Origin of the sequence: Nocardia bhagyanarayanae (genome assembly GCF_006716565.1) — a bacterium.
Lineage (GTDB): Bacteria > Actinomycetota > Actinomycetes > Mycobacteriales > Mycobacteriaceae > Nocardia > Nocardia bhagyanarayanae.
In genome coordinates, this window is the sequence record NZ_VFPG01000002.1 from 714440 (window position 1) to 741219 (window position 26780).

At 69.9% G+C, this 26780-nt stretch carries 25 protein-coding genes; 11 read left to right on the plus strand and 14 right to left on the minus strand.

Translation table 11 applies throughout. The features are described 5' to 3' along the window. Nucleotides 1-61 precede the first annotated feature (61 nt). The 3 genes from FB390_RS30005 to FB390_RS30015 form a co-directional block, all read right to left on the minus strand. Nucleotides 62-1063 (minus strand): hypothetical protein, encoded by a 1002-nt coding sequence (locus FB390_RS30005; protein ID WP_141812568.1) that lies wholly within the window; start codon nt 1061-1063, stop codon nt 62-64. 6 nt (nt 1064-1069) lie between these two features. Then, on the minus strand, nt 1070-2095 hold the full coding sequence (locus tag FB390_RS30010; RefSeq protein ID WP_246124473.1) for an NlpC/P60 family protein: 1026 nt from the start codon (nt 2093-2095) through the stop codon (nt 1070-1072). A gap of 258 nt (nt 2096-2353) precedes the next feature. Beyond that, nucleotides 2354-2935 carry a C40 family peptidase gene (locus tag FB390_RS30015; RefSeq protein ID WP_141812570.1) on the minus strand — a complete coding sequence of 194 codons (582 nt, stop codon included), beginning with the start codon at nt 2933-2935 and terminating at the stop codon, nt 2354-2356. A gap of 594 nt (nt 2936-3529) precedes the next feature. On the opposite strand from FB390_RS30015, the gene FB390_RS30020 reads away from it, so the two are divergent. Together FB390_RS30020 and FB390_RS30025 are read left to right on the plus strand one after the other, a co-directional pair. Further along, nucleotides 3530-5374: a DEDD exonuclease domain-containing protein gene (locus tag FB390_RS30020; RefSeq protein WP_141812571.1), complete on the plus strand. Its 1845-nt coding sequence runs from the start codon at nt 3530-3532 to the stop codon at nt 5372-5374. A gap of 4 nt (nt 5375-5378) precedes the next feature. After that, nucleotides 5379-5654: an Lrp/AsnC family transcriptional regulator gene (locus FB390_RS30025; protein ID WP_141812572.1), complete on the plus strand. Its 276-nt coding sequence runs from the start codon at nt 5379-5381 to the stop codon at nt 5652-5654. A gap of 3 nt (nt 5655-5657) precedes the next feature. Here the strand turns inward: FB390_RS30025 and FB390_RS30030 are convergent, their stop codons facing one another. From FB390_RS30030 to FB390_RS30040, 3 genes are all read right to left on the minus strand, one after another. Then, complete coding sequence (locus FB390_RS30030) at nt 5658-5936, minus strand: hypothetical protein (RefSeq protein ID WP_141812573.1); 279 nt, start codon at nt 5934-5936, stop codon at nt 5658-5660. Between the two features lie 223 nt (nt 5937-6159). Beyond that, entirely contained in the window at nt 6160-7221 is a 1062-nt protein-coding gene (trpD, locus tag FB390_RS30035; protein ID WP_141812574.1) for an anthranilate phosphoribosyltransferase, read from the minus strand. 84 nt (nt 7222-7305) lie between these two features. Further along, a complete protein-coding gene (locus tag FB390_RS30040; protein WP_141812575.1) occupies nt 7306-7731 on the minus strand; it encodes a ribonuclease E inhibitor RraB in 426 nt (141 codons plus the stop codon). A 204-nt stretch (nt 7732-7935) separates the two neighbouring features. On the opposite strand from FB390_RS30040, the gene ctaE reads away from it, so the two are divergent. From ctaE to qcrB, 4 genes are all read left to right on the plus strand, one after another. Then, complete coding sequence (ctaE, locus tag FB390_RS30045; RefSeq protein ID WP_141812576.1) at nt 7936-8547, plus strand: aa3-type cytochrome oxidase subunit III; 612 nt, start codon at nt 7936-7938, stop codon at nt 8545-8547. A gap of 53 nt (nt 8548-8600) precedes the next feature. Further along, on the plus strand, nt 8601-9464 hold the full coding sequence (gene qcrC / locus FB390_RS30050; RefSeq protein ID WP_141812577.1) for a cytochrome bc1 complex diheme cytochrome c subunit: 864 nt from the start codon (nt 8601-8603) through the stop codon (nt 9462-9464). Nucleotides 9465-9536: 72 nt separating this feature from the next. After that, entirely contained in the window at nt 9537-10724 is a 1188-nt protein-coding gene (gene qcrA, locus FB390_RS30055; protein ID WP_221639437.1) for a cytochrome bc1 complex Rieske iron-sulfur subunit, read from the plus strand. Next, nucleotides 10721-12343, plus strand: coding sequence for a cytochrome bc1 complex cytochrome b subunit (gene qcrB / locus FB390_RS30060; protein ID WP_141812578.1), 1623 nt, complete (start codon nt 10721-10723; stop codon nt 12341-12343). The genes qcrA and qcrB overlap by 4 nt, the downstream gene beginning before the upstream one ends. 84 nt (nt 12344-12427) lie before the next feature. Here qcrB and FB390_RS30065 read toward each other — a convergent pair whose 3' ends face one another. Continuing rightward, nucleotides 12428-12916 (minus strand): polyadenylate-specific 3'-exoribonuclease AS, encoded by a 489-nt coding sequence (locus FB390_RS30065; protein ID WP_141812579.1) that lies wholly within the window; start codon nt 12914-12916, stop codon nt 12428-12430. 186 nt (nt 12917-13102) lie between these two features. Here FB390_RS30065 and FB390_RS30070 point away from each other — a divergent pair, with 186 nt between their 5' ends. Then, nucleotides 13103-14491 carry a class II 3-deoxy-7-phosphoheptulonate synthase gene (locus FB390_RS30070; protein ID WP_141812580.1) on the plus strand — a complete coding sequence of 463 codons (1389 nt, stop codon included), beginning with the start codon at nt 13103-13105 and terminating at the stop codon, nt 14489-14491. 126 nt (nt 14492-14617) lie between these two features. On the opposite strand, the gene FB390_RS30075 is transcribed toward FB390_RS30070, so the two are convergent. Next, a complete protein-coding gene (locus FB390_RS30075; protein WP_141812581.1) occupies nt 14618-15094 on the minus strand; it encodes a MarR family winged helix-turn-helix transcriptional regulator in 477 nt (158 codons plus the stop codon). Between the two features lie 177 nt (nt 15095-15271). Between FB390_RS30075 and FB390_RS30080 the strand changes: the two genes are divergently transcribed. Together FB390_RS30080 and FB390_RS30085 are read left to right on the plus strand one after the other, a co-directional pair. Further along, entirely contained in the window at nt 15272-16105 is an 834-nt protein-coding gene (locus FB390_RS30080; RefSeq protein ID WP_141812582.1) for an SDR family oxidoreductase, read from the plus strand. A 30-nt stretch (nt 16106-16135) separates the two neighbouring features. Beyond that, a complete protein-coding gene (locus FB390_RS30085; protein ID WP_141812583.1) occupies nt 16136-16831 on the plus strand; it encodes an enoyl-CoA hydratase/isomerase family protein in 696 nt (231 codons plus the stop codon). 23 nt (nt 16832-16854) lie between these two features. Here FB390_RS30085 and pknB read toward each other — a convergent pair whose 3' ends face one another. Next, nucleotides 16855-18837, minus strand: a complete 1983-nt coding sequence (gene pknB, locus FB390_RS30090; protein WP_246124474.1) for a Stk1 family PASTA domain-containing Ser/Thr kinase — start codon at nt 18835-18837, stop codon at nt 16855-16857. A 167-nt stretch (nt 18838-19004) separates the two neighbouring features. Here pknB and FB390_RS30095 point away from each other — a divergent pair, with 167 nt between their 5' ends. Continuing rightward, nucleotides 19005-19373, plus strand: a complete 369-nt coding sequence (locus tag FB390_RS30095) for an Rv2175c family DNA-binding protein (RefSeq protein ID WP_067786170.1) — start codon at nt 19005-19007, stop codon at nt 19371-19373. 76 nt (nt 19374-19449) lie between these two features. Here FB390_RS30095 and FB390_RS30100 read toward each other — a convergent pair whose 3' ends face one another. The 5 genes from FB390_RS30100 to FB390_RS30120 all read right to left on the minus strand — a co-directional run bounded on the left by FB390_RS30100 (nt 19450) and on the right by FB390_RS30120 (nt 25539). Next, nucleotides 19450-20526, minus strand: coding sequence for a phytoene/squalene synthase family protein (locus tag FB390_RS30100; protein WP_141812584.1), 1077 nt, complete (start codon nt 20524-20526; stop codon nt 19450-19452). Further along, entirely contained in the window at nt 20523-22283 is a 1761-nt protein-coding gene (locus FB390_RS30105) for an alpha-(1->6)-mannopyranosyltransferase A (protein WP_141812585.1), read from the minus strand. The genes FB390_RS30100 and FB390_RS30105 overlap by 4 nt, the downstream gene beginning before the upstream one ends. Before the next feature lie 84 nt (nt 22284-22367). After that, on the minus strand, nt 22368-23951 hold the full coding sequence (gene crtI / locus FB390_RS30110) for a phytoene desaturase family protein (protein ID WP_141812586.1): 1584 nt from the start codon (nt 23949-23951) through the stop codon (nt 22368-22370). A 227-nt stretch (nt 23952-24178) separates the two neighbouring features. After that, nucleotides 24179-24385, minus strand: coding sequence for a hypothetical protein (locus FB390_RS30115; RefSeq protein ID WP_141812587.1), 207 nt, complete (start codon nt 24383-24385; stop codon nt 24179-24181). Next, nucleotides 24382-25539 (minus strand): polyprenyl synthetase family protein, encoded by a 1158-nt coding sequence (locus tag FB390_RS30120; RefSeq protein WP_141813180.1) that lies wholly within the window; start codon nt 25537-25539, stop codon nt 24382-24384. The genes FB390_RS30115 and FB390_RS30120 overlap by 4 nt, the downstream gene beginning before the upstream one ends. Before the next feature lie 226 nt (nt 25540-25765). Here FB390_RS30120 and FB390_RS30125 point away from each other — a divergent pair, with 226 nt between their 5' ends. Further along, nucleotides 25766-26767, plus strand: coding sequence for a methylenetetrahydrofolate reductase (locus FB390_RS30125; RefSeq protein ID WP_141812588.1), 1002 nt, complete (start codon nt 25766-25768; stop codon nt 26765-26767). The last annotated feature ends 13 nt before the right edge of the window (nt 26768-26780 follow it).

The window sequence follows — 26780 nt, forward strand, 5'->3', positions numbered from 1 at the left end:
GGACAACCTACTTGGTGCGATCGGCTCGCCGCCGATCCGGTCGGGCTGCGCGGGGACCTGCTCACACGGCCTGAGCGGAGAGCCAAGCGCGCCAGTCCGCGACGAAATCGGCGCGCCCCACGCCGAGCACCTCGCGCAGGACGCGATCCTCGCCCGCGGCGTCGAGGCGGTCCGCGGCGATGCGCCGGTAGAGCTCGACGAGGCGGTGTTCGTCGTACTTCTCGGCGACGAACGCGCAGACCGTCCACGCCTCCTCGTAGGCAGTGATGGCAGCGCCACCGGCGAACGCGCCGTCCCGCGGCAGATCGGCGGGCCGCGACCCGGCGCGCAGCGCGGCGTCCACCGTCGGCGCGATGTCGGCGAAGGAGTGTCCTTCGCCGCGGTGGGCGGCGTACTCGGCGAAGCCCTCCAGCATCCACTGCGGAGCGCCGTCGACGGTGACGGCGCGGGCCGCGATATGCGTCAGTTCGTGGCGCAGCAGCGTGCGCAATCCGGCGGGGGAGAGGCGCCGGCCCGCGTCGGGGCTGAAAACCACTCGCTGTCCCGTCGGTTGGCTGCCGCGCACGAATGGATCGGCCACCGAGGCCGCGGCGACCTCGGTGGGCATGTCGGCTCCCGCCCGCACCAGCGCGGCGAACTCCGACGGAGTGGCGGCGACCACGACGAGCGCCGACTGCGCCCAGTCCGGTCCCCACAGCTCGGTGATCGCGGCGGTGGCGTCGGGCAGTTCGCGCGCGAGCACCTCGAGCTCGGCGCGGTGGCCGGGGTGGCCCACCACCAGCGACTCCGTGCCGTCACCGCCGGGGACGCGCAGCGTTTCGATCGGCCCGAACGGTTCCAGCATGCGGCGCACCGCGGCCAGCCGTGGGTCCTCGGCGGGCGCTTGCCCCAGGCTATCGGCGGAGACGTGTTGGGCGGCGCGGATTTTCGGCAGCGCCCACTTGGGCGCCATGGCCAGTGCGCAGCAGAGACCCGTCAACAAGGTGACCATCGCGACGGTGAGAACGAACTGACACCGCCCCTTGGCCATGCACCAGCCGCGTACCCGTCGCCAACCCTCCATAGCGGATCAGTATCGCCTAGCGGAGTGGAACGGTGTCGTCCCCATGGGCGCTACGGCAACCGGCACGCCGAAAGTCGAGGCGTGCAACATGAGTCCGTTGCCCGCGTAGATGCCGACATGCGAGATGTCGGAGTAGAAGAACACCACGTCGCCGGGCTGCATGTTCTCTTTCGAGACGGGCGTGCCGTAGGACGCCTGCGCCGAGCTCGTGCGCGGCACGTTCTTGCCGACCTGCTTGAACGCCCACTGCACCAGGCCCGAGCAGTCGAACTTGTCCGGTCCGGTCGCGCCCCAGACGTACGGGTCGCCGACGCGGGTGAGCCCGGCGGCCAGCGCGCTGGTTCCGCTGCCGGGAACCAGTCCTTGTAGCAGCGTGTCCCGATCGAAGCCGGGCGGGAACGGCGATCCGGCCAGCGCGGAGCGGTCCTTGACGGACAGCGAGCTCCACGCCTCGATCACCTGGGCGATCGCGCCGCCCAGCTCGCTGCGTTTGCGTTCGAGATCGGCGCGCACCTGGTCGGCCTTCTCGGCGGCGCCGCGGGCAGCGTCGGCGGCGGCGCGCGCGGCGGACTCGGCGGACTCGGCCGCGTCGGTCGCCTTCTTGAACTCTTTGAGCTGATCGGCGGTCTGCGCGCTGAGCACGTCCAGCGTGGACATCTGATCGAGCAGCTGCTGCGGAGAATCGCTGACCAGCACGGCGTACATGCGATTGGTGCGCGCGCCCTGATAGGTGGCGATCGCGGTGCGGTCGATGACCGGCTGGAACTTGCGGACCTCGGCGCGGGCGGCGTCGGCGACCTGGGTGGTCGCGGCCAGCTTCGCGTCGGCCTCCTCCTGCACCGCGAGTTTGGCGTCGAGTTCGTCCTGGGCGCTCAGCGCCTGCTGATTGAGCTGCTCGGACTGACGCGAGAGATCGATCATCCGCTGCACCGCCTCGCTCGCGGTGCTCGGCAGTGCGACCGGGTCGGCGACCGCGGGACCGCTCGCGTAAAGGGCCGTGGCCAGCACTCCCGCCGCCAGTACTCCACTCACCAGACGATTGGTGCGCAGTCTCCGGTGACCAGCTGTCACTGGCGTGCCCCGTTCTCTCGTAATGCCGACTCGTGAAATCGAAAGCGACGCAGTCGCCCACACACGGTTCGCGGAGACGGGTTCGGCGGCTCTGCAACCCGGGTAGGTCTCGTTTAGATTACGAAACGGCGGCGGTCGGTGTCCAGTGGGGAACGATCCGATCACGGCCGTGGGGAGAGATCGAGCCGGGCCGCGCGGGCGGCCCGGCTCGACCCGGAATCAGAAGCGGCGCGCGCCGGCGACCGGCATCGAGTCCATCGAGGCGATCATCACCGGGGTGCCGGAGGTGGAGGCGTGGATGATGTTGCCGTCACCCGCGTACAGGCCCGAGTGGCCGCCGCCGTAGAACGACACCAGGTCGCCCGGCTGCAGGTCGGCCAACGACACCGGGGTACCAGCGGCGAGCTGGGCGCCGCTGGTGCGCGGCAGCTCCATGCCCGCCTGGCGGTAGGACCACTGCACCAGGCCGGAGCAGTCGAAGGCGTTCGGGCCCGCGGCGCCGTACACATACGGGGAGCCGAGCTTGGACATCGCCGCGTCTAGCGCGACCTCGCCCAGAGTCTTCTGCGGCGCGACGAACGGCAGGGGAGCGCCGCCGGGCGGAGTGCCCAGCTGCACGCCCGGGACCTCGGCCGGGATCGGGATCTCGTTCGGAACCTCGAACGTTCCCACGCCGGGGATGGTCACCGGCTGGGCCGACGCGGGGGCGGCCGGAAGGAGGAACGCGCCGATGGTGGCAGCGCCGACGGCTCCGGCGGCAACGGCACGCTGCGCCTGTCGCTTGACGGTGTTGGTCGCCATGATGCGGTTACTTCCAATCTGCCCCACGACGCCACACCCGGTGGTGCAGCGGACTGCGTGCTGCCGCTCCGTTCGGTGCGGCGGACTCCGTGAGGTCTCGAAAAGGTTACGAACACATCACGGTGTTTTGTAAAGCCCAGGGCATCCGAAATGGCGATGATCAACAATTTTCGCCAGGCATATCTGCGAGGTATCTCACAGCAATCACGAAACGATAACGGCGGTTGGTTATCGGCGGGCGTCCGCGTCGCTACCCCCAGCTGTCCCAGGTGGCGATGCGCTCCATGCGCGGTGTGCATGACCGCTGTTTTCGCAGGTGGAAGCGCTCGAGGCGGCGCTTGACGTGTCCTCCATCCGGGCGGCTGACCAAGGTGGGTCCGGCAGCGCGGCAGCATGCCCAACGGGGCTGGGTAGCTGTACCGGACACGCCCGGGCGCTGATTCGTTCGTGACAGAAATGTGATCTGGATCGCTTTTCGGTGTTCTAGATCATTTCGCGGGTATCGCAACGAGAACCTCGCGCGACAAATCGGACGAATGGTGCACGGTTTCGCGCGCCCGGAGGTTGTCGTACCGGGGCCCTACGCTGCTCGCCGTGCCCGACCCCGCGCCGCGCCAGGCCGCCGCCAAGCAGCTGGCCTTCGACGAACTCGATACGCCGCTCTACGACACCACTTTCGTGGTCGTCGACCTGGAGACCACGGGAACCCGCGCGGACGGCGACGCGATCACCGAGATCGGCGCGGTCAAGGTGCGCGGCGGCGAGGTGCTCGGCGAGTTCGCGACGCTGGTGAATCCCGGCAGGGAGATACCGCCCGCGGTCGTGCACGTCACCGGGATCACCACGGCCATGGTCTACGCCGCGCCGCGCATCGAATCGGTGCTGCCGGGATTCCTCGAGTTCGCGGCGGGCGCGGTGCTCGTCGCGCACAACGCCCGATTCGACATGGCCTTCCTGCGCGCTGCCGCGGCGCGCTGCGAGACCGAGTGGCCCAAGGCGCCGGTGCTGTGCACGGTGAAGCTGGCGCGGCGGGTGCTCGGCAGGGACGAGGCGCCCTCGGTGCGGCTCGCGTCGCTGGCCCGGCTGCTCGGCGCGAGCACCCAGCCGACGCACCGCGCGCTGGACGACGCGCGCGCCACCGTCGACGTGCTGCACGCGCTCATCGCCCGGGTGGGAAACCAAGGCGTGCACAGCCTCACCGAGCTGATGGACTACCTGCCGGACGTGAGCTCCGGGCAGCGCGCCAAGCGAGTGCTCGCCACCGACCTGCCCGCCGCGCCCGGCGTCTACCTCTTCCGCGGCCCTGCCGACGAGGTCCTCTATATCGGCACCGCGGTGAATCTGCGCCGCCGCGTACGCAATTACTTCACCGGCTCGGAGACCAGGGGCCGGATGAAGGAGATGGTCGCGCTGGCCACCCGCGTCGATCACGTGGTGTGCGCGCACGCGCTGGAGGCCGGGGTGCGCGAGCTGCGGCTGCTCGTCGCGCACGCCCCGCCCTACAACCGGCGCTCGAAATTCCCCAAGCGCGGATGGTGGATCGCGTTGACCGACGAGCCGTTCCCACGTTTCACGATCGTTCGTACGCCGACCCGAGATGCGCTGGGCCCCTTCAGTTCCCGACTGGATGCCGCCGATGTCGCGGCCACCGTCGCCGAGCACGCCGGACTGCGCACCTGCACGGCCCGGCTGCCTCGCGGCGGCCGCCACGAGTGCCCGCCCGCGGTGGTCGGCGGCTGCCCCGCGGCGACCCCTTCCGGAATCCCTATAGATACAAAGGAATACGCGCCCGCTCCCGCCGCCGTGCGCGCGCTGTTCCGCGGCGAATCCGACGCCACCTTGCGGGCGATGCTCGATCGCATCGAAACGCACTCCGCCGCCGAGCATTTCGAGGCCGCCGCGCGCCTGCGCGATCGCACCGTCGCGGTGATCAGGGCGCTGCGGCGCACCCAGCGGCTCGCGGCCGTCGCCCGGATCGCCGAACTGGTCGCCGCGCACCCGGACGGTGCGGGCGGGTGGGAATTCGCGGTGATCCGCTACGGCCGCTTGGCCGGCTCGGGTACCGCCCGGCGGGGAACGCCCCCGATGCCGATCGTGGAACAGATCGTCGCGGCCGCCGAGACCGTCATCCCGGAGGGCGGCGCGACCGGTGTTCGGGCCGACGGTGACCTCGTACCCCCGGCGCTCGAATTCGCCGGCGACGCTTCGGCGAAAATCGGCGAGCCGACGGCCGGGGACGGCGCGGCCTTCGATGCCCCGCCGCTGCGCGGTGCGTCGCCGGAGGAAGTGGGTCTGGTCGCGCGCTGGCTGGCGCGGCCGGGCGTGCGGATCGTGCGCAGCACCCACGGGTACTGCGAGCCACGCTACGGCGCGGGCCGATGGATCGGCTGGGCCGAGGTGGCCGACGCGGCGGCCAGGACCCTATCGGAATTAGGCTGACTGCATGATTAACGCGATCGTGCTGATCCACGCCGACAACGGCCGTATCCCGGAGACCGCGCAGGCGGTCGCCGATACCGAAGGCGTCACCGAGGTCTACTCGTGCGCGGGCGATGTGGACCTGATCGCGATCGTGCGGGTGCGCGATCACGAGCAGGTCGCCGAGGTGGTGACGCACCGGATCGACAAGACGCCCGGCGTGCTGCGCACAACCACCCACATCGCGTTCAAGTCCTACTCCAGCGCCGACGTCGAGGCCGGTTTCTCGCTGGGGGAGTAACGGTCAGGACGCGGTGACGAACTGGCCGGTGACCGAGCGGGTTTCACCCGGCTCGATCATGGCGGCCGCGTCGCCCTGGCACTGGTCGTCGAGGTACACGCCGACGACCCTGTCGGTGTTGTTCTCCACGGAGAGTTCATCCGGTTGATCGGCGACCTGAACGCAGCCGACCAGGTCCTGGATCACCGTCCCGTTGACGATCAGGTCGCCCTCCTGGGCGTTGGCTGCCGGCGCGGCCAGCAGGAGGCCGGCGGCCAGGATTCCGAGTAGTGCGCGCTTCATAGTCAGCTCCTCACGTGTCGGACCGGACGACACGCCGATTCGCGTCGGAATGCCGTGCCGGAGAGGTGCCCGGCGGTCGGAGAACCGCTGGGATCGTGATATGCGGACTCGTTGCCACGGGCGCATCGCTGCGGTCGATCCGTCCCGCGATGGGTCAGTCTAACCGCCTGCTACCTGTGTGGAAGAAGTTCGGCGACAATCGGATCGAGCGTTTGCCTGGAGTTCACCGATCGCCGAGCGTGTTCGACAGCTTGGCCCAGCTGTTCAGCAGCGCCGCCGCCTGACCGCCGTCGATCGCGGCGGCCGCGCGCTCGATGCCCGCGGCGAGCGCCTCGTGCAGGTCGGCCTCGGGATCGCCGACTCCGCGCGAGAGGTCGTAGGCGACGATGGCGGCCGCGGAGTTCACCAGCACCGCGTCGCGCACCGCGCCCGGCGCGCCCGCGAACACCGACCGCGCGACACCGGCGTTGGTCTCGGCGTCGCCGCCGCGCAGCGCGTCCAGTTCGACCCGCGGGATGCCGAGTCGAGTCGGGTCGATGGTGGTCTGTCGCTTCCGGCCGCCCGACACCACCCAGACGTCGGTGGTGTCGGATGTCGTGATCTCGTCGAGCCCGTCGTTGCCGCGCACCACGAGGGCGCTGGCCCCGCGGTCGGCGAACACGCCCGCGACGACCGGAAGCAGATCGGGGAAGGCGCATCCCACCAATCCGGCACGCGGCTGCGCGGGGTTGGTCAGCGGTCCGAGCACGTTGAAGACGGTGGGGATCCCGATCTCCTTGCGCGCCGGGCCCGCGAAGCGCAGCGCGGGATGGAACAGCGGCGCGAAACAGAAGCCGATTCCGACCTCGCGGACGCACTGCGCCACCGCGTCCGGACCGAGGGTGAGCCGCACGCCGAGCGCCTCGAGCACGTCGGCGCCGCCGCTCTTGGACGAGGCCGCCCGATTGCCGTGCTTGACCACCGGCACCCCGGCCGAGGCCACCACGACCGAGGACATGGTGGAGATGTTCACCGAGCCGGAGCGATCACCGCCGGTGCCGACGATGTCGACCGCGTCGCCGTCGATGTGCACGAGACGGGCGTGCGAGAGCATGCCGGAGGCCATGCCGGAAAGCTCGGCGGGCGTCGGACCCTTGATCTTCATCGCGACGCCGAACGCGGCGATCTGGGCCTGCGTCGCGTTGTCGGTGAAGATCTCGTCGATCACCCACGCCGTGTCGTCCGCGGCCAGGTCGCCGCCGTCGGCGAGGGTTCCGAGCACCTGGGGCCAGCTGCGCACGCTCATTCCATTTCTCCCGTCACTTCTGTAGCAAGCAGCCTAATCGGCGCGGTCGGGCGAATCCTGTCAACTGTCCGCGTACGGCCGGTTTCAGTGCGGAGTGGCCGCCCCACCCGGTTGCAGCACATCCCACCCGTCGGCGAACCCGTCGTGGCGCTGGGCCAGCCCGGCCATCCTCGACCGCTCCTGTGAACAGTGCAGCGCGTCGACGAGCTGCACCCGCTGCAAGATCAACGTCTCCAGCTCCTCGACCGACGCATCGGTTCGCGGAGCGGGCGCGTACCCCTCCTGCGCCGCGATCTCGCATACCCGCTCGACCTGGTCCGCCGGAATCCGCAGGTGATGGCGCAGCACCGCGGGCGCGTCCTCGGTCAGCCCCTCGGCCCTGGCCAGCGCGGCCGAGCAGGCCTCGGCGTCGTCGAAACTCGCCGCGACCACCACCAGGTCCGCGCGGGCCGGGTCCAGCGGCGCCGGGGCGACCCGCCCGAACAACCGCCGCCAGATACGCGGTGCCACATCCGCCTCCTCGTCTCAGCTTCTACTTACTCTCGCCTGTCATCATGACCGCGTCCGCGCAGGTCGGCGCGTTCGGTGCGGCGGCTTCCCTCGCCCCCGACACGGACATGCCAGTCCCGGTCCGTCCGTGCGTTTTCCGACACGGACGGCCAAGTTTCGTACCCGCCTACTGCTGTCGTACTACGACGAGTCATACTTACCCCCGTGACGACCGCAGTAGGGACCCCAGGATCGGCCATTACCCAGCGTGTGCACTCGCTGAACCGGCCCAACATGGTCAGCGTCGGTACCATCATCTGGCTGTCGAGCGAGCTGATGTTCTTCGCCGGCCTCTTCGCCATGTACTTCGTCGCGCGCGCCCAGGCCCACGGCAACTGGCCGCCGGAACCGACCGAGCTGAACCTGAAGCTCGCCGTGCCGGTCACGGCCGTGCTGGTCGCGTCGTCGTTCACCTGCCAGATGGGTGTGTTCGCCGCGGAGAAGGGCGACGTGTTCGGCCTGCGCCGCTGGTACGTCATCACCTTCCTGATGGGCGCGTTCTTCGTCGGCGGCCAGGCCTACGAGTACTACCACCTGGTCCACGAGGGCACCTCGATCTCGAGCAGCGCCTACGGTTCGGTGTTCTACATCACCACCGGCTTCCACGGTCTGCACGTCATCGGCGGTCTGATCGCCTTCGTGTTCCTGCTGATCCGCACCAAGCTCAGCAAGTTCACGCCCGCGCAGGCCACCGCCGCGATCGTCGTCTCGTACTACTGGCACTTCGTCGACATCGTGTGGATCGGGCTGTTCGCCACGATCTACTTCGTCCGCTGAGCCAGCCCCAGTCTTTTGCACAAGTCGGTTCCGTCTACTCCAAAGGGACACAGATGAGTTCATCTCCCCCGTCAGCGCCTGAGCCCGCCAGCCCCGGGAACGGCGAGGCCAGCAAGACCCGCAAGCAGCGTCGCCTTCGCAGGCGCATCGCGGGCGGTCTCGCGCTCCTGGTGGGTCTGGTCGGAGCCGGCTTCCTCGCGACGGCTCTCACGCCCGAGCCCCAAGTGGCCACGGCCAACCAGGACCAGTCCGCGCTGATCCGCGAGGGCAAGCAGCTCTACGACACGTCCTGCATCACCTGCCACGGCGCGAACCTGCAGGGTGTGCAGGACCGCGGTCCCAGCCTGATCGGCGTCGGCGAGGCCGCCGTCTACTTCCAGGTGTCCTCCGGGCGCATGCCGCTGGCCGCCAACCAGGCGCAGGCCACGCGCAAGCCCGCGAAGTTCGACGCCCAGCAGATCGACGCCCTCGGCGCCTACATCGCCGCGAACGGCGGCGGCCCGTCCGTGGTGCGCGACGCCAACGGCGAGATCGCTCAGGAATCGCTGCGCGGCGACGACATCGCCCGCGGTTCCGAGCTGTTCCGCATGAACTGCGCGTCCTGCCACAACTTCACCGGCAAGGGCGGCGCGCTGTCCTCCGGCAAGTACGCGCCGCCGCTGGAGCCCGCCAGCGAGCAGCAGATCTACGCGGCCATGCTGACCGGCCCGGAGAACATGCCGAAGTTCTCCGACCGCCAGCTCACGCCCGAAGAGAAGCGCGACATCATCGCGTACATCAAGAACGCCGCCGAAGAGAAGACCCCCGGTGGCTACGGCCTCGGCGGCTTCGGCCCCGCGACCGAAGGCCTGGCGATCTGGGTGGTCGGCATCGTGCTCACCGTCGGTGCGGCTATGTGGATCGGATCCCGCTCATGACCGGTCAGCGCCCCGAGGCGGCAGCCCGCGTGGCCACGGAGGGCGTCCGGGCATGGGCGAAAGGACAGAGCCATGAGTGAACAGGAGCGAGACGACGTGAGTCGCCCGGATGAGGGGACCGAGCTGTCGAAGGGGCCGGTGAACACCCCCGCCGACCCGACCGAAGACGAACTGGACGCGATGTCGCGCGACGAGCTGGTCAAGCTCGGCACCGAGCGCGACGGCGTCGACGTCGCCTACCGGCGCGAGCGCTTCCCGATCCCGGGCACCCGGGCCGAGAAGCGCGCCGAGCGCGAGGTCACCTTCTGGTTCGCCATCTCCGGTCTTGCGGCGGCCGCGCTGGTCGGTGTCTTCCTGTTCTGGCCCTGGGAGTTCAAGGGCACGAACGAGGAAGGCCACAACGCCTATTCGCTGTTCACGCCTCTGGTCGGCCTGACCTTCGGCATCTCGGTGCTGGTCATCGGCATCGCCGTGGTGTTGATCCGCAAGAAGTTCATCCCGGCCGAGATCTCCATCCAGGACCGTCACGACGGTCCGTCGCCGGAGGTCGAGCGGCGCACCCTGGTGGCCGAGCTGCAGGACGCGCTCGACACCTCCACCCTGGGCCGCCGCAAGATGATCACCCGCACCGCGGGTGCGGGCGTCGGCATCCTCGGCCTCGGCTCGCTGTTCCTCTTCGTCGGCGGCATGATCAAGAACCCGTGGGCCAAGGGCGACAAGTCGCCGCTGTGGGTCTCGGGCTGGACGCCGGACTTCCCCGGCGAGACCATCTACCTGCGCCGCGACACCGGCCGTCCGGAGGACATCGTGCTGGTGCGTCCGGAGGACCTGGACGCGGGCAGCATGGAGACGGTGTTCCCGTGGAAGGAGAAGTGGCGCGGCGACTCCCACGAGATGCTGCAGTCGCTGCGCGGCATCCGCAACGCGGTCATGCTGATCCGTCTGCGCACCGAGGACGCCGAGAAGGCCATCAAGCGCAAGGGCCAGGAGAGCTTCAACTTCGGCGACTACTTCGCCTACTCGAAGATCTGCACCCACCTCGGCTGCCCGACCTCGTTGTTCGAGCAGCAGACCAACCGGATCCTCTGCCCCTGCCACCAGTCGCAGTTCTCCGCGACCGAATGGGGTAAGCCGATCTTCGGTCCCGCCGCTCGCGCACTGCCGCAGCTGCCGATCACCGTCAACTCCGAGGGCTTCCTCGTCGCCAACGGCGACTTCATCGAACCGCTCGGACCGGCCTACTGGGAGCGTCGTTCATGAGTCCCTCTGTGGCAGCTCAAGCCAACGAAATGGACGAGCGGTATCGTGCCGCCGCGTTCGTGAAGCGGTCGATCAACAAGGTCTTCCCGACCCACTGGTCGTTCCTGCTCGGTGAGATCGCCCTGTACAGCTTCATCATCCTGCTGCTGTCGGGTGTGTATCTGACCCTGTACTTCGATCCGTCGATGGCGCACGTCACCTACGACGGCGCGTATCAGCCGCTGCGCGGTGTCGGCATGTCGCGGGCCTACGAGACCGCGCTCAACATCTCCTTCGAGGTGCGCGGCGGTCTGTTCGTGCGCCAGGTCCACCACTGGGCGGCGCTGCTGTTCGCGGCCTCGATCATCGTGCACCTGTTCCGCATCTTCTTCACCGGCGCGTTCCGCAAGCCGCGCGAGGCGAACTGGGTGATCGGCTCGCTGCTGCTGATCCTGGCGATGTTCGAGGGCTTCTTCGGCTACTCGCTGCCCGACGACCTGCTCTCGGGCACCGGCCTGCGCGCCGCGTTCTCCGGAATCACCATCTCCATTCCGGTGATCGGTACCTGGATGCACTGGCTGATGTTCGGCGGCGACTTCCCCGGCGACATCATCATCCCGCGCCTCTACATCGCCCACGTCCTGCTCTTCCCGGGCATCATCCTGGCGCTGATCGCGGCGCACGTCGCGCTGGTCTGGTACCAGAAGCACACCCAGTTCCCCGGGCCCGGTCGCACGGAGAACAACGTGGTCGGCGCGCGCATCGTGCCGGTGTTCGCCGCGGACCAGGGTGCGTTCTTCGCCTTCACCCTCGGCATCGTGGGCATCATGGGCGGCGTCCTGCAGATCAACCCGATCTGGAACCTCGGCCCGTACAACCCGGCTCAGGTCTCGGCGGGTTCGCAGCCGGACTTCTACATGATGTGGACCGACGGCATGGCGCGTCTCATGCCGCCGTGGGAGCTCTACATCGGCAACTACACGGTTCCGGCCGTGTTCTGGGTCGCGCTGATCATGGGCCTGGTGTTCACGCTGCTGATCGCCTACCCGTGGATCGAGAAGCGCCTCACCGGCGACGACGCGCACCACAACCTGCTGCAGCGTCCGCGCGACGTTCCGGTGCGTACCGCGATCGGTGCCATGGCGATCGCCTTCTACGTGGTGCTGACGCTGTCCTGCGTCAACGACATCATCGCGCTGAAGTTCGACATCTCGCTGAACGCGACCACCTGGATCGGTCGTATCGGTCTGCTCGTGGCCCCGCCGGTGGCGTACTTCCTCACCTACCGGTTCTGCATCGGCTTGCAGCGCAGCGACCGGGCGGTGCTCGAGCACGGCATCGAGACCGGTGTGATCAAGCGCCTGCCGCACGGTGAGTACATCGAGGTGCACCAGCCGCTCGGCCCGGTCGACGACCACGGCCACCCGATCCCGCTGGCGTACCAGGGCGCCCCGGTGCCCAAGAAGATGAACCAGCTGGGTTCGGCGGGCAAGCCGGGCACCGGTAGCTTCCTGCGCCCCGACCCCCGCGAGGAGTCGGAGCGGAACTTCGAGCTCGACCACGCCGAGGAACACCGGCAGCTGGCGGTGCTCCAGAAGGCACAGGAGAAGGCCAACGGCAGCGGCAAGTCCAGCCACTGACCCCCGGTCGGCGCGAAGGCCCCGAGTCGAATTACGACTCGGGGCCTTCGCCCTTTTCGCAGCCAGACGCGCTGCGCCGTAGTTTCAGCGCCTGCGCGCGGCCTCGATGGCCTCGAACTTGGCGTAGTTGTGGCGGGCGTCGGCGAGCGCGTCGTGCGCGTCGGGCGGCACCGGCGGCAGCGCGGGGCGGCCGTGCGCCTCCCAGTGCTGGCGCAGTTCGTTGGTATAGCGGGGGAGGGCGGTGGGCAGGTCGACCATCGAACCCCACAGCTGGCACAGCGCCACGTGGTCGTAAGCGCCGACCCACGCCCACAGCTCGGGCTGCACGGAGGGTCGCGGAATCAGGAACTTGTAGAGGTCGTCGCGGATCTGCTCGCGGCTGCGCCAGCGCGGCGAGGCGGGCGGCGGCAGCTGCGGTAGCACGAACTTGCGCACCCACGGTCCCGCCCGCTCTGGGTCGAATTCGGTGGACACCGCGTAGTATTCGCGGCCGTCCTCGCAGACGACGCCGATGGACACCAGGTCGATGACGACCCCGTCCTCGATGAACTCGCAATCATAGAAGTATCTCAGCGAGATCGACCTCTCCTCGATCGTGCGGCGGTGGTGGCATGTGCCGGTCGGTTGTCACCCTATGCGGCGATCTGGGCGGTGTCTGCGAGGGGCTACTCCGGGTGGGGATCGCTCACACCTCCGGGGCGCGATTTCCACCCCGACCTCTGCTGTCTGCGCGACCGCGCGGTCCGTATTCTGAAACTCGTGAACTGGACCGTCGACGTACCCATCGATCGCCTGCCGGAACTGCCACCGTTGCCCGCCGAGCTGCGCCGCAGATTGGACGAGGCGCTGGCCCGGCCCGCGCTACAGCAGCCGTCGTGGGACCCCGAACAGGCGGCGATGATGCGCACCGTGCTGGAGAGCGTGCCGCCGATCTGCGTACCGGCCGAGGTGGAGGAGCTGCGCGGCCAGCTCGCCGAGGTCGCGCGGGGCGAGGCGTTCCTGATGCAGGGCGGTGACTGCGCGGAGACGTTCGCCGACAACACCGAACCGCACATCCGCGGCAACATCCGCACGCTGTTGCAGATGGCCGTGGTGCTGACTTACGGCGCCAGCCTTCCGGTGGTGAAGGTCGCGCGCATCGCGGGCCAGTACGCGAAGCCGCGCTCCTCCGACACCGACGCGCTCGGCCTGAAGTCCTACCGGGGCGACATGGTCAACGCGCTGGTCGCCGACGAGAAGATGCGCGAGCACGACCCGTCCCGGCTGGTGCGCGCCTACGCCAACGCCAGCGCGGCGATGAACCTGGTCCGCGCGCTGACCAGCGCGGGCATGGCCGACCTGCACAAGGTGCACGACTGGAACCGCGACTTCGTCGCGCAGTCGCCGGCGGGCGCGCGGTACGAGGCGCTGGCCGAGGAGATCGACCGCGGACTCGCGTTCATGACCGCCTGCCGGGTGAACGACCCCAGCTTGCAGTCGGCCCGCATCTACGCCAGCCACGAGGCGCTCGTGCTCGATTACGAGCGCGCGATGCTGCGCCTGAGCGAGCACCCGGTGTCGGGCGAGCCGGTGCTCTACGACCTGTCGGCGCACTTCCTGTGGATCGGCGAGCGCACCCGTCAGCTGGACGGCGCGCACATCGCGCTCGCGGAACTCCTGGCCAACCCGATCGGCCTGAAGATCGGCCCGACCACCACCCCGGACCAAGCCGTGGAGTACGTCGAGCGGCTGGACCCGAACAACGAGCCCGGCCGCCTCACCATCGTCTCCCGCATGGGCAACACCAAGGTCCGCGACGTGCTGCCGCCCATCATCGAGAAGGTGCAGGCGACCGGTCACCAGGTGATCTGGCAGTGCGACCCGATGCACGGCAACACCCACGAGGCCTCCACCGGCTTCAAGACCCGCCACTTCGACCGCATCGTCGACGAGGTGCAGGGCTTCTTCGAGGTGCACCGCGCGCTCGGCACCCACCCCGGCGGCCTGCACATCGAGTTGACCGGCGAGGACGTCACCGAATGCCTCGGCGGCGCGCAGGACATCTCCGATCTGGACCTGTCCGGCCGCTACGAGACCGCGTGCGACCCGCGTCTGAACACTCAGCAGTCGCTGGAGCTGTCGTTCCTGGTCGCCGAAATGCTGCGCTGAGCGTAGTGGCTGCGTCGGGCCAGTTCCGAACGTGAGATCCGCACCGTCATCCTGGCGGTGCGGATCTCTTTGTCCCGCCGCTTGTTTCGACGCTTCCAGGCCGATTCGCCTCGTGCGCGCGAACTCTCAGCCCCGGGTCGCGTCGAACCGCTCCCGCAACTGCTCCGAATAGTTCAACTCGCCGAGGATCTCCCCGAGCAGGTCCCGCCGTTCCTTGGGCAGGTCGGCGAACATCTCCTCGTGCACCTCGCGCAGGGCGGTCTGGATGCCCGCGAGCGTCTCGTCGCCCTTGTCGGTCAGGATGACCAGGTAGCGCCTGCGGTCGCCGGGATCGCGTTGCCGTTCGGCGTAACCGTGGCGTTCCAGGTCGTCGAGGGTGGAGACCATGGTGGCGGCATCGATGCGCAGATAGCTGCCGAGTTCGGCCTGCGCCATGCCGCCGCGGTCGGCCAGCGCTTGGAGCACGCTGTAGTGCCGTACCCGCAGGCCGAGGCCGAGCAGACGTTCCTCGGCCAGCCGGAAGGCGACCTGTCCCATCTTCTGCAGCAGGCACACCGTGTGGGCCGCGATGGTCCCAGGAACCAGCGCCGAGTCTTCGGACATCCTTCACCTCCCGTCACATCATGCCCAGCGGCCGGTGCCCTTGACAAACCGTTGCGTCTATAAAAGGGTAGTGGTGCAAACGATTTGTTGAGCCAATTATAGGCTCCGCTCAACACCATGGCGCGGGCGCACCACCCGGACCGCCATGAGCACCGCCGCCGAACCGAAAGGCACCCCATGACTCCACAGACACTGTCCGGCCGCACCCTGGTGATGTCCGGCGGCAGCCGGGGCATCGGCCTGGCCATCGCACTCGCGGCCGCCCGGCGCGGCGCCAATATCGTGCTGCTCGCCAAAACCGATGTCCCGCATCCGAAGCTGGACGGCACCGTGCACACCGCGGCCGCCGAGATCGAGGCCGCGGGCGGATCGGCGCTCGCCGTGGTCGGCGACGTCCGCGACGAGGACTCGGTGCAGGCCGCCGTCGACCAGGCCGTCGACCGGTTCGGCGGCATCGACATCGTGGTCAACAACGCCAGCGCCATCGACCTGGCGAGCACCGAGACGTTGCCCGCGAAGAAGTTCGACCTGATGCAGCAGATCCAGCTGCGCGGCACGTTCCTGCTCACCCGCGCCGCGCTGCCGCACCTGCGCAAGTCGGCGAACCCGCACGTGCTTTCGCTCTCGCCGCCGCTGAACCTGGACCCGAAGTGGCTCGGCGCGCACCCGCCCTACATGCTGGCCAAGTACGGCATGACCCTGCTGACGCTCGGCGTGGCCGCCGAACACCGCGAGTCGGGCATCGCCGCGAACTGCCTGTGGCCGGAGACGCTCATCGCCACCGCCGCCGTGCGCAATCTGCTCGGCGGCGAGGAGGTGGCCGCCACCGCGCGCACTCCGGAAATCGTCGCGGACGCCGCGGTGCTGATCCTGGAGAGCCCGGCCGCGACGACCACCGGCAACACCTATCTGGACGTGGAAGTCCTCGCCGCGCACGGCATCACGGATCTGTCCGGGTACGGTCCGAGCGGCGAGCTTGGTTACGACATCTTCGTCGACCCGCCCGCCTGACCCGACACACACCGCACCCCTGGAGTATTCATGCCTCACCTACGCCGCGAAGACGCCGTCTTCGTGCTCGATCTCGGCGAACCCGATCAGCTCGACACCGAGAACCGGTTCACCCCCGAATGGATGGACGCCGTTCACGCCTGCCTCGACGAAGTACAGGCAGCCGAAGGGCCGAAGGCGCTGGTCACCACCGGATCGGGCAAGTTCTTCTCGAACGGTTTCGAGCCCGAGCGGTTCCTGCGGCCGGACGTCACCGACTACCTGATGGCCGGACAGCGGGTGTTCGAGCGCGTGCTGACGTTCCCGGCGCCGACCGTCGCTGCGGTTCAGGGGCACGCGTTCGGCGCGGGCGCGATCCTGGCCATGGCCCACGACGGGCGGGTCATGCGCGGTGACCGCGGTTTCTTCTGCCTGCCCGAGATCACCCTGCCGCTCGCCCGGTCCGATGACGGCCTCGTCATCCCCGGCGGCATCGCCGACCTGCTGACCGCTCGGCTCGGTCCCGCCGCGCACGAGGCGATGCTGACGGGCCGCCGCTACGGCGGGCCCGACGCGCTGGCCGCGGGCATCGTGGAGGCGGTCGAGGAACAGGAGCGGGTGCTGCCGGTCGCGCTGGCCAGGGCGGGCGCGCTGGCAAGCACCGCGGGCCCCGCGCTCGCGGCGATGAAGCGGTGGATGTACCGCGATGTCGTCGCCGCGCTCGGCAAGGTCACGCTGACCCTCTGAGCGGTACCGGGCTCGCCGGCGACTCAGGGCAGCGCGGTGAGGGTGACCGTGCTGCCCGGCTGGACCTTGGCCGACGCGCCGGGGCTCTGACCGATGACCACGGAGCTGTCCGACGGGGTCAGCTGCTGGACCTGGACGCGCAGGCCGAGGCCCTCCAGCTTCTGGCGGGCCTCGCCGACGCTGTCGCCGACCAGGAGAGGCAGTTTGACCGCGTTGGAGACGATCAGCGCGACGCCCTCGCCGGAGTTCACCGTGCTGCCCGCGGCCGGGTCGGTGCCGATGACCTCGTCGGCCGCGATGGCCTTGTCGTACTCGGTGCGGGTTTCGCGGACCTGGATGCCCGCCGCGCTCAGCGCCGCCACGGCTTCCTCGGTGGTCTTGCCGCGCACGTCCGGCACTTTCACCGGCTGCGCGCCGTTGCTGCGGTAGACCTTGACCTGCCCGCCCATCGGCAGCACCGTGCCCGGCGCGGGCTCGACCTTCGCCAGGGAGCCCTTGGGCGCCTGACTGCCGATCTCGCCCGCGTCGACGGGCTGGAGTCCGGCGTCCTTGATGAGCTGGTTCACCTTGCGCACGTCGTCGCCGGGCTCGATGTCGGGCACCCGGGGCTTGCCGCTGGAGACCAGCACCGACACCGTGGAACCCTTGGTGATCTTGGATCCGGCCGACGGGTCGCTGCCGACCACGCCGCCCACCGGGATGGTGTCCGAGGCCTTCTGTCTGATCTCGGTCTCGAAGCCCGCCTCTTGCAGCTTCGCGGTGGCCTGCTCGCTGCTCAGCCCCGCGATCGGCGGCACCGGCTCGTAGCGGCCCGCGCCGAACCACCAGCCGCCGATGCCGACGACCAGCGTCAGGATCGCGACGATCGCCACCCACAGCAGCGTGGTCCGGCGCGACTTGCGCCGATCGTCGTCGTACGGCTGATACGGCGGCTGACGCAGGCCCGCGGGCTGCGGGTCGTAGTCGGAAGGCGGCCCGTAGTCCCCGGACGGTCCGTAGTCGGGAACCCGCGGTCGCGCCGCCGTGACCACCTTGGTGTGCTGCGTCGCCTGCGGTGTGTGCGGGTCCGGCGCTGGGGCGGGACGCGACGGCGCGGGCCGGCCGCCGTGATCGGGCGCCGCGCGGAAGCTCGCGCTCAGATGCTCGGCCGACTCCCGCGGCGCGGGCACGCGGTAGGGCGGCAGGCTCAGCTCCGCGGCGATCGAGCGCAGTTCCGCGGCCATCTCGTTGGCGTCGGCGAAGCGGTGCGCGGGCTCCCGGTTCGTCGCGCGGGCGACCAGCTCGTCGAACTCCGGCGGGACGCCCGAGATGAACTGGCTCGGGCTCGGCACGTCGTTCTCGATCCGCTGATACGCCACCGATAGCGAGGTGTCGCCGATGAACGGGACGCGGCCGGTGAGCATCTCGAAGATCAGTACGCCGAACGAGTACACGTCGCTGCGCGAGTCGGCGGTGCCGCTGGTCACCTGCTCGGGGGAGAGGTAGGCGGCGGTGCCGAGGATGACGCTCGCCGAGGTGGTCGTCGCGGCGGCCACCGCGCGCACCAGGCCGAAGTCGGCGATCTTCACCTCGCCGGAATCGGAGATGAGCACGTTCTCCGGCTTGACGTCGCGGTGCACCAGGCCCGCGGAGTGCGCGACGCCGATGGCGGCGAGCACCGGTTCGGCGACGGCGCGCACGGCGTGCGGCGGCATCGGGCCCCGTTCGCGCAGCAGCTCGCGCAGGGTACCGCCCTCGACCAGTTCCATGATCAGGAACGGGTGGTCGCCGTCCACGCCCTGGTCGTACACAGCGACCAGCGACGGATGCTTGAGCTTGGCGACGGCGCGGGCCTCGAACTCGAACCGGGACAGGAACTGCGGATCGGCGGCGAACTTGGGGTCCATCACCTTGATCGCGACCGGACGATCCAGTCGGGTGTCCTCGCCGCGGAAGACCATCGACATCCCGCCCCGAGCAATCGGCGCGTCAATCCGGTAGCGCCCTTCCAGCATCTGCCCGATCAAGTGATGTCCTCCGGCTTTCACAAAAGTGCTCACCCCTCGCTCATGACGCGAACAGCGACAGACCGCCCCGTGCGGCCCCCACGATCGTAACCGTGCCGAGCGGCCGAACCGGTCTGTCGCCCGGGTGTCACACGACGCGCGCCGCCATACCGTCTACCGTTGTGCGGGTGAGTGCATTTCCCTGCAGCGAGGATGTCCTTCCGGAGTCCGTGGCCGTGCTGCCGCTGCCCGAGGTGGCCGACCGCCTCGGGATCGTGGTGACGCGCGTGCACCAGATGCTGCGTGACCATCAGCTCCTCGCCTTGCGACGCAATGGAGTGGCGAGCGTTCCGGAGGTCTTCTTCGACGACACCGGCGCGGTCGTCAAGCCCCTACCCGGGCTGATCACCGTCATGAAGGACGCCAAGTACACCGACGAGGAGATCCTCGAGTGGATCTTCACCGACGACGCCAGCCTCCCCGGCAAGCCCATCGACGCGCTGCACGGCCCGCTCGCCCGCGAGGTGCTCCGCCGCGCCGCCGCCGACCCCTTCTGAACTTCACCTAGGTATTCCCACGCCGCGCAGGGCGGTGGCGCTGTGCGGCGTGTGAACGGCAACCACGAAGTCGCCGTCAACGGCGGCTGAACGCGCCTGCCATGAGTTCGGTACCCGCGACGAGCAGTCGCCGCCCGGTCGGCACCACCGCTCGTCCCTGGAACACCGCGTATCCGGTGTCCTCGATCCGGTCGAGAATTCCCGCGTAGAGCGCGCTCGCCGCGCGGATGGCGGGGCGGACCCTCGGGTTCAACAGGTCGATTCCCGGATCGGCGATTCGGTAGACGCCGCGATTGATCGCGATCAGATGGGCCAGTGCGCGGCGGACCCGCGGATCGGTGCGGCCGGTGCGGCGGCAATGGGCGAGCAGGTCGTCGTCCACGCCGAAGGCGGCCAGCTGATCGGCGGGCAGGTAGACGCGTCCACGGTCGAGGTCCTCGCCGATATCGCGCAGGAAGTTGGTGAGCTGGAACGCCTCGCCGAGCGCGGCGGCCGCGGGTTCGGCCTCGGCAGGCGGCGCGACGGTGCCCAGCACCGGAAGCAGCTGCAAGCCGATGGCGGCCGCCGAGCCGCGCATGTACTCGCGCAGCTCGGCCATGGTGGCGTAGCGGGCGCGGAAGTGCGGTGTGCCGGGAACGTCCATGCGCATGGAGTCCAGGAAGGTCCAGAAGTGCGCCGGATCGATGGCGTAGCGGTCGACGGTGTCGGCGAGCGCGGTCAGCACCTTGGCGCGTAGCGGCGGGACCGGCTCCGTGGGTGTGCCGTGTTCGAAGGCGACGCGCAGTTGTTTCTCGATCAGATCCAGTTCGTCCGCGGGCCCGTGGTCGAGGGTGTGCCGGTTCTCCGGCGAGCTTTCCGCGTAGTCGACGATGTCGTCCACCATCCGGGCGAAGGCGTAGAGCGCGTGCACCGCGGGTCTTCGCTGGGCAGACAGCAATCTGGTCGCGAGGAAGTAGGTGCGACCGTGCTCGGCGGCGATCGCCCGGCACGCGCGATAGGCGTCCGCTAGGCGGATATCAGGTGTTCCCGAGAGATCGGATGAGGTGTCGAGGCGCGCTGCCGTCTGGGTTTTAGGCGCGCGCGGCGTGTCGAGCGGACCGCGGCCGATACCGGCTAGGTCCCAGTCCGCACTCTCGGATCTCGCGGCGCTCATGGTCGCGAAGCGGTGGCCGCGACTTCACTCCGCGGGGTCTCCACCTGCGGCGTGGAACGCAGCCGCAGCGGGTCCACCGTGCGCAGCGAGAGCGCGGCGACGACCGCGGCGAACGTCGCCGCGGCCACGTGCCAGAAGTTGTACAGACCGATCGAGCCGTCCGGCTGGAACACCAGCATCAGCCAGGTACACAGGCCGACGAGCACCATGAGTGTCGTGGTGGACAACGCGAACGCGGCGGCCAGCGCCAGCGGCCACGAGTAGTACCAGGGCAGCGCGGCGGGGGAGAGGATGACGATGCCGACGAACGCGATGAGGATGCCGAACACCGCCTCGCGCTCGCTGTGCCGGAACCGCCACCAGGTCCACACCAGCACCGCGACCAGCGCAAGCGCGCACAGGGCGCGTGTCACGTTGAGCACCGATTCCATGCGCAGCGGGGTGATCCAGGTGGTGGTGTGCGCCATGATCGTCGGCAGCGAGAGCCAGTTGATGATCTTCTTCGAGCCCGAGAGCGCGGTCAGCCAGCCGATGCCCACGCCCGCGATGGCCGAAGCCGCGACGAAGACCACCGCGAAGACGCTCAATCCGAGCCCGGCGATCTTGGCGAACGTCATCGCCGGGTGCGGCATGTCCGGCCCCGCCTTGGCGGCGTCCGGTGCGCCGTTCGCGGGAGTCGAGCTGGGATCCGCCGGTGCGTTCGGGTCCGCGGCCGCGCGTTCGGCGGCGCGGCGCTCGCGCTCGTGCAACATCCATATCCACACGAGGAACGGCAGCGCGATGCCCGCGGTGGCCTTGATGGCCACGCCGATCGCGACGACGACGATGCCCGCCACGTGGTGGCGCTCCAGCACCAGCGCGATGCCCGCGCACATCAGGCCGACCATCAGCATCTCGTTGTGCACGCCGCCGATGAGGTGGATGAGCACCAGTGGGTTGAGCACCGCGAGCCACAGCGCCACCGTCGGCTTGCCGCCGAGATGTTTGGTCAGATACGGGACCGCCCACATCATCAGCGCGAGGCCCGGCAGCATCACCAGGCGCAGCGCGATGGTGCCCGCGACCACGTTGTCACCGGTAATCGCGGTGATGGCGCGGCCGAGCAGCAGGAACACCGGGCCGTACGGCGCGGTGGTGGTGGTCCAGACGGGGCTCACGTTGTCCAGCAGCACACCGGGATTCGCGACCGGACCAACCTGGTAGGGGTCGAAACCGTCGCGCAGCAGCGCGCCCTGGGCGAGATAGGAGTAGGCGTCGCGGCTGAACATCGGCACCGCGAAGAGCAGCGGGAAGATCCAGATGCCGACGATCGCGCGCAGCTCGTTCAGCGTGACCGCCGCGCCCGCCCGGTTGCCGAGCCCGAGCGTGGTGCGGCCCAAGCGAACCCACGCGGTGATCATCAGCAGCACGCCGACCCAGATGAGCATGCTCGACAGCGCGTAGCCGTGCCCGAACCGCAGCCAGGACAGGTTCATCGCCTCGAGCAGCGGATCGCGCTGGCGCACGCTGCCCGCGCCGAGCCCGCCGAAGGTGATCATCACCGCGCCGAAGAAGCCGAGCAGCGCGGCGTGGCCCTCGGGGCTGCGCGCGAAATCGGCGTAGGTCTGCATCCGGTCCCGGAAGTTGTTCCGGTCGGCGCCGTCGCCGGAGGATCGCGGTGTGCTGGATCCGGTGGTGCTCGAGGTGCCGCGACTCGACGCGCGGGGCGCGGTGTCGGTCGGCGTTGCGGCTGCGGCGCTCGTCTCGGGGGGATGCATGTCGTGTCGGTCCCCCCGGCAAGGTCGGCGGTCGCAACCGCGAGTGAATAGGTCGGCGATCAGTTTAATGGTTCGCGCGGAACACTATCCCGCTGGTACGCGCGGTTCATCCCGAGTATCGGCCGCGGCGCCGGTAATCCGGTTTGCCGCCAGTTTCCCGGACAGCAGCGCCGTCGGCACGCCGACGCCCGGCGTGGTGCCGCAACCGGCGATAACCACGTTGTCGCTGGAACTCGGGAAATTCCGGGGGCGGAACGGACCGGTCTGCCGGAAAAGATGCGCGACGGAGAACGGCGTGCCCGCGATCATGCCCTGTGCCAGCCAGGTGCTCGGGGTGTCCAGGTGATCGACGGTGAAGTGTTCGGCGATCCCACGGTAGCCGCGCGCCTCCAACACCTCGAGCAGCTCGCGCAGATAGGGGCGGGCCAGCCGGTCCCAGTCGAGCGGGGCGCTCGCCAGGTTGGGGCAGGGCGCGAGCAGCGAGAACGGTTCGTGGCGGCCGTCGGTCCGGTCGATGTAGAGCCCGGGATCGGTCAGCGCGGGGCGGGTCAGCAGCAGCGACGGGTCGCGCATCAGTCGTCCACGGGCGGTGAGCCTGCCGCCGCGGCGCGGCGCGGCGGCGATCTCGTCGAAGGTGGTGTCCCACGCCGCGCCGAAATCGATGGTGTGATGCGCCTGCACCGGCCAGTTCGCGGCGACGTCGGCCGGAATCGTGCCGTGCGCGACCACCGCCGACGGCGCGGCCCGCAGCCCCCGTCTGCGGCGCACGCCGAAGCGGTCGATCGAGCCGATGTCCGTCGTGAGGACCACCGCGTCGCAGTCCACCGTGCGCCCGTCGGCGGTGCGCACCCGGCGGGCGCGCCGACCCTCGTACTCGATTCCGGCCACCTCGGTGTTCAGGTGCAGCGTCCCCCCGGCGGCCGTGAACGCCTCGGCCATGGTGGCGGCGATGGCCCGCATCCCGCCTTCGGGGAAGTAGACGCCGAGGGAGGTGTCCATGTGCGGGATCGCGCCGTACACGGCGAGCGCGTCGGCGGGCGCCATGCCCGCGTAGAGCGCCTGGAAGGTGAACAACCGGGCCAGGCGCCGGTCGGTGAGTATCCGGCCGACGCGCGGTCCGAGCCTGCCGAAACCGCCGAGCCGCACCAAGTCGAGCAGCGCGGCGCGTTTGCGCGGATAGCGCACCATGTCCAGCGGCGAGTCGAAGTTGGTGTCCATGAACTCGGTGAACTCGGCGCGATAGACGCGCGCCAGCCAGTCCCGCAGCCGACGGTAGCGGCGTGCCTCCGCAGGGCCGCAGGTGCGGGCGACCTCTTCGGCCATGGCGTCCGGGTCCGCGAACACCCGGATGCTGGAGTCGTCGGCGAAGCGCGCGTGATAGCTCGGCGCGAGCCGGTGGATGCGCAGCGGCGTCGAGCCCGACTCGGGTGTCCGGCCCACCGCGGCCAACGCGTCGGTGATCAGTTCCGGGAGCGTGAGCACCGTCGCGCCGTTGTCGATCTCGTAATCCGGCCCCCGGTACCTGCCGACCCGGCCGCCGGGATGATCCGCCCGTTCCAGCAGCGTGACCGACCGCCCCGCGCCGGTGAGATGCAGCGCGGCGGCGAGCCCGGACAGGCCCGCGCCCACGACGACCACCCGATCGGTCGGTCCCGCAACGGTTTTCATCTGACTTCTCCTCGACCGCCGGGCACGGCGGTACTGCACACGACACTCTGCCTCGGCCCGCGCCGCGTCCATTCCGGCGGGACGCGGCCGTTCCACGCCGCAGCGGGCCGGCGCGGCGTTCGGTACGCGCAGCGCGGCGATTCTCGTGCCTGCCGGTCGGTAGGCAGATCGCCACGTGGTGCGCTACGCCGGTCGCCTCGCGACGTCCGGCGCGGAAGGACGGTGATTCAGTCCTCGGCCGACTCGGTGTCCCGCGGCGCCGAGCACGCGCGGGGGACACGGACGCCGCGCCGGGTCGGCAGCGCGGCGCCGAGGATCAACCTACGTTCGGTCAGCGCGGCCGTGGACTTCCCTCGGCGCTTGGTGGTGCTGCGCGGGGCCGGTCCTGCGCCGACTGCGATCACGCGATCGGCTGGTCCCACAACGGCTTTCATGCGGTCCTCCTGGTTGCGGCCAGAGCCATGCCGCGTAGTTGCTCTTTGGCGGCGGGGGTGGCCGAGCTGGAATCGATGGCGGCGAGGCCGCGGTCGGTGAGGTCGGCGATGCGGTGTTCCACATCGTCGACGGCGCCGAGCTCGGTGAGCACGGCGCGAAGGCGCGAGACGTCCTCGGCACCGAGATCGGTGCCGATGCTTGTGCGCAGCAGGTGCGCGGCGGACGGATCGGTGGCGTCGGCGCGGCGCAGCGCCTCGGCGAGCAGCACGGTGCGCTTGCCCTCGCGCAGGTCGTCGCCGGAGGGTTTGCCGGTGACCTCCGGATCGCCGAACACGCCGAGCAGGTCGTCGCGCAGCTGGAAGGCGATCCCGATGTCGGTGCCGAAGGTGCGGTAGGCCGCGACCAGGTCCGGGTCGGCGTCGGCGATGGCGGCGCCGAGGTGCAGCGGGCGCTCGACGGTGTAGGCGGCGGTCTTGTAGCGGTTGATGCGCAAGGCGGCCTCCACCGACTCGTCGCCGACCGCTTCGCCGTGGATGTCGAGCACCTGCCCGCCGAGCACCTCCGTGCGCATCAGCGCCCAGACCGCCGCGAACCGCGCGAGCGCCGCCGGGTCGAGGCCGGCGGCGTGCACCAGGTCGTCGGCCCAGGCCAGGGCGAGATCACCGATCAGGATCGCGATGCTGGCGCCGAACTGCGCGGCGTCGCCCGCCAGGCCGCGCTCGCGGTGGCGCTGCTCGAAATCGACGTGCACCGTGGGGAAACGGCGGCGGGTGCGGGAGGAATCGATGATGTCGTCGTGGATCAGCGCGCACGCCTGCACCAGTTCGAGCGCCGAGCAGGCGGCGAGCACCGCGCTCGCTTCGTCGCTGTCCGGGTCGCCGCCCGCGCCGAGCCAGCCGGTCCAGGCGAACGCGGGCCTGGTGCGCTTGCCGCCGCGGAGGACGAACATCTCCAGCGCGTCGGCGGCGTCGACGAAGACCGGTCCGAGCGGCTCGACGATCGGCCGCCGGGTGGCGAAGAACTCGGTGAGCCGGTCCTGCACGGCGGCGACGAAATCGGACGTGCCGGTGCTCGGCGTCCGTGGCGCGTCGGCGGCGGGCGTTGCCGGGGTTCTTGTCGGAGTACCGGGTCCGGCGGACAGAGGAACCTCCAGGGTCACGGGTGTGGTCGCGCCGGTCGAGCGCGACTGGTGTTGTGTTGGGCGAGCGCGCGTCACCGCCGCCCGGGTCGGCGCGATCGCGGCGCACGTCCGGTCCGGCCGCAGCGATAGTGGTGCCGTATCAGAGAATACGCGGCCATCCGATCGCGCCGTCGACCAACCTCCGCCCGGGAAATCCGGTGCCGACACGGCCGTACGGCCGTCCCACTACACTGAACCGGTGACTTTCGATTCCGTGCGGGGACGTTCGACCCCAGGGCGCCCGTCCCCGACGCCACCGATCGTCTCGGGAACACCGTCGGTCGTGCAGAGCTTGCAGGTGCATTCCGGCCGGATGGTGCCGTTCTCCGTCGAGTTCAACCCGCCGCGCGACGCGGCGGGCGAGGCTCGGCTCTGGCGCGCGGTACGCGAGTTCGAGCGCATGCATCCCGCGTTCGTGTCGATGACCTACGGCGCGGGCGGTTCCACCAAGGATCGCACCGTGCGGGTCACCGGTGAGCTGGCGCAGGAGACCACCCTGCTGCCGGTGGCGCACCTGACCGCAGTCGGGCACAGCGTGGCCGAGCTGCGCTCGCTGGTCGGCGCGTACGCCGATTCCGGCATCCGCAACATCCTGGTGCTGCGCGGCGACCCGCCCGGCGATCCGCTCGGCGAGTGGCACAAGCACCCGGAGGGCGTGGAGTACGCCGAGGAGCTCGTGCGCATCGTGCGCGATCTCGGCGATTTCCACGTCGGCGTCGCCTCGTTCCCGCAGGGTCACCATCGCTCGCCGGACCTGGAGACCGACACCGCCTTCCTGGCGGCGAAACTGCGTGCGGGCGCGGAGTATTCGATCACCCAGATGTTCTTCGAGGTCGACCACTACCTGCGGCTGCGGGATCGGGTCGTCGCGATGGATCCGGTCGAGGGCGCCAAGCCGATCATCCCGGAGCTGATGCCGATCACCTCGCTGCGCACGGTGACCAGGGCCGAGGAGCTGTGCGGTCGCGCGCTGCCCGACTCGGTGCTGGAGCGGCTGCGCGAGGCGGCGGGCGACGGTCCGGAGGAGGACCGGGCGGCGGTGCGCGAGGTCGGCATCGAGATCGCCACCGAGATGGCGCAGCGGCTGATCGACGAGGGCGCGCCGTGCCTGCACTTCATCACGCTGAATTTCGCGAAGGCGACGAGCGAGGTGCTGACCAACCTCGGTTACGGGGTCACCGCCGCGCCGGTGAGCGCCTGAATACAGCGCTCCG